Annotated in this window: 3 protein-coding genes; 1 reads left to right on the plus strand and 2 read right to left on the minus strand. The window is 38.4% G+C overall.

Features of this window, described 5'->3' with window-relative positions; genetic code table 11:
• Nucleotides 1–38: 38 nt before the first annotated feature.
• On the plus strand, nucleotides 39–356 hold the full coding sequence (locus ACM0OY_RS40095; RefSeq protein WP_414574251.1) for a tetratricopeptide repeat protein: 318 nt from the start codon (nucleotides 39–41) through the stop codon (nucleotides 354–356).
• Nucleotides 357–404: 48 nt separating this feature from the next.
• Here ACM0OY_RS40095 and ACM0OY_RS40100 read toward each other — a convergent pair whose 3' ends face one another.
• Together ACM0OY_RS40100 and ACM0OY_RS40105 are read right to left on the minus strand one after the other, a co-directional pair.
• Nucleotides 405–1,250, minus strand: a complete 846-nt coding sequence (locus ACM0OY_RS40100) for a M56 family metallopeptidase (RefSeq protein WP_414574252.1) — start codon at nucleotides 1,248–1,250, stop codon at nucleotides 405–407.
• Nucleotides 1,250–1,669, minus strand: coding sequence for a BlaI/MecI/CopY family transcriptional regulator (locus tag ACM0OY_RS40105; RefSeq protein WP_414574253.1), 420 nt, complete (start codon nucleotides 1,667–1,669; stop codon nucleotides 1,250–1,252). The genes ACM0OY_RS40100 and ACM0OY_RS40105 overlap by 1 nt, the downstream gene beginning before the upstream one ends.
• Nucleotides 1,670–2,476: the final 807 nt, after the last annotated feature.

Genomic DNA, 2,476 nt, shown 5'->3' on the forward strand with positions numbered 1-2,476 from the left:
TCTTACATCAAGCGATGTGAATTGATTTTTTATTGTTTGTGAGAAATTTGCGTTGTGGTATAAGTGGCGATAACTCTTGTGCTGTTAGGGATTTTACGGAGTCACTCAAACTAAACTCAACCAATGCTCAGGCTTATCTGAATCGGGGTATAGCCTACCATCAACTTGGTCACGAACAAGCAGCGCTCGCAGATTTACAAAAGGCGGTTGAATACTTTGCCCAACAGGGAGAAACTAGAATCTATGACAAAGCTTTCTTATTACTGAAAAATTTACAGCAACAACTCTCATTTTTATCAGAAATTGCTCTAATCCCCAGAGACGCAAAGACTAAGGAATATGGAGTGAGTTCTTGAAACTATCTAATTATTGTCAAAAAGAACTTAAATACTGACCTAATTCCTCTAATGATGAAATGGAATCACCAGTAATGGCACAAGCACCAAAATTAACCACACCCAAAACCATATTTTTGGCTGACCGATAGAGTCTGGTTGCTGCAAAAGGGCATCTATTCTCTGTGTGACATGATTAGTTGGAATATGCTGGGCAAAAGCTGCACAAAAATTTACCTCTAGTAAAATTGGAGTATTGACAACCAAGAGTAAAGCCTCTGCCAATAACAGACTATCAACTTGCCTAGTTGCCCAATAATCAGCCCGTATTTCTCTTAAAAGTAACAACTCTTGCCATAAAGATTCTGTATGGGGCAACCAAGAGGTTAACTGACGTAGCCACCCCAAAAAGAAAAACCAACAGGTATCACGGTAGTGGCGATGTCCATCTTCATGGGCTAAAACTGCCTTGAGATGGACAGCATCTAAAGTATCTAATAATCTCTGACTGATGATTAACTCAGGTTCCCAGAAACCAACCAAAGCACAATAAACAATAGGCACATTCAGTAAGCGTGCTGGTGTACTGTGGACATAAACTATGGGATAAGTGCGAATTTGTTTTAGCATCTGGTTTGCCTGCCATACCAACTTCAGCCATAAGACACCTGCAAATCCTAAGAAACTAATAGCAAGTCCGTAACTAACCCAACCTTCCCATCCCAAAACCATAATATGTCCAGAAGGCCCCATGCAAAACACTGCAAATGTTGTGGTTAGCAGGAGTAATGGCGGCAACAGAAATAGCAACAATGCACGGGGAAAACGTTCTGTCCAGCTTCCTACACGGGATGACCAATGACATCTCAAGTACCAAGCTAGGATTAACGCCATCACTACCATCAACAGATGCATTACTTCTTCTCCCTGAGTTCACGAAGTGCTTGTATTTTTTGGGCGATCGCCTCAAACTGTTCCACACTGGCCTCATCAAGACTGTCAGCAAAAGCAGCTACAATCTCCGGCTTGCCCAATTCGAGAAATTTCTGCAACTGTTCATAAGCATCTATTGCCTGGGCTTCAGAATAAGAAATCAAAGGTCGCCAGATATATTGGCGGTGCTGTTTAATACATTCTAGCCAACCCTTATTGCTGAGACGATCCAGTATTGTTGCTACTGAGGAATAAGTTAACTCGCGTTCTGGGTCAGTAATGATCCGTTCATGCACCTCTTTGACTGTGGCAGAATCCAGAGAGTAAATAATGTTTAAAATCTCTGCTTCTAATGGGCCTAATTTCAGTTTTTTGGGACGGTAATTTGGCAGAGAACTCATCTTTTTTTAGTATGTTTTAACTAGATTAACCAGAATTTATTTATGATAAATTCGCTTTAAAACTTCATAACTAACTTTGACAAGTTGTCAGACTTAAATCTGACAACTTGTCTTTTGACATTTCACACCGACTGACTTAAGGTCGGAGGGGATTTTTAGCTTCAGTTGGCTTAATTTTTTCCAGAAATTGAAGCTCATTAAAATCTTGATTAAACCTCCAAGTATTCATTAATTAAGGAATACGCATATTTCAACTCAATCAATAAAATTTACCAAACATTCAATCTCTTCTGAGAAAGCAATTATCTTTAGCCAGATTATCTAGAACCAATAGCAAGCAGTCTATCTATAATTTATGGTGAGATTTTTAAAAATGTCAAAAGACAGACTGTCATTCTTTTCTCTGACATTTAGTCAAACTAAAAAATCTAGAAAAAAGTTAAAGAATATCCAGATAAATCTTTATTGAATACATTATTTGAAGAATATATTTGTTAACTTTAGCTAAGTGCAAGATATTTGCACCGATTGAGGAGAGAGGGAGGGAAGGCATTCGTGAAAATTTAAGATAAAGTGCCTTTTGTCAATCAATCAAAATACTTAAAACAGCCTTAGTAAAAATTTTGACAGTTCCCTTGCTGGTTTTAAAATGAAATTGGACGATCAAAGCTGACACGCCCTAGCTTATGCAAGACTTTAGACAAGAAATAAATGCCAGAGCTTCTATGGATTTGGAACAGCGAAGGACTTGGTCCCGGATTTCTCACAAACTCAGAAAAAACCGGAGCGTAAAACTGATAAAATGTA

The organism is Nostoc sp. CCY 9925 (genome assembly GCF_963920935.1).
Taxonomy (GTDB): domain Bacteria; phylum Cyanobacteriota; class Cyanobacteriia; order Cyanobacteriales; family Nostocaceae; genus Nostoc.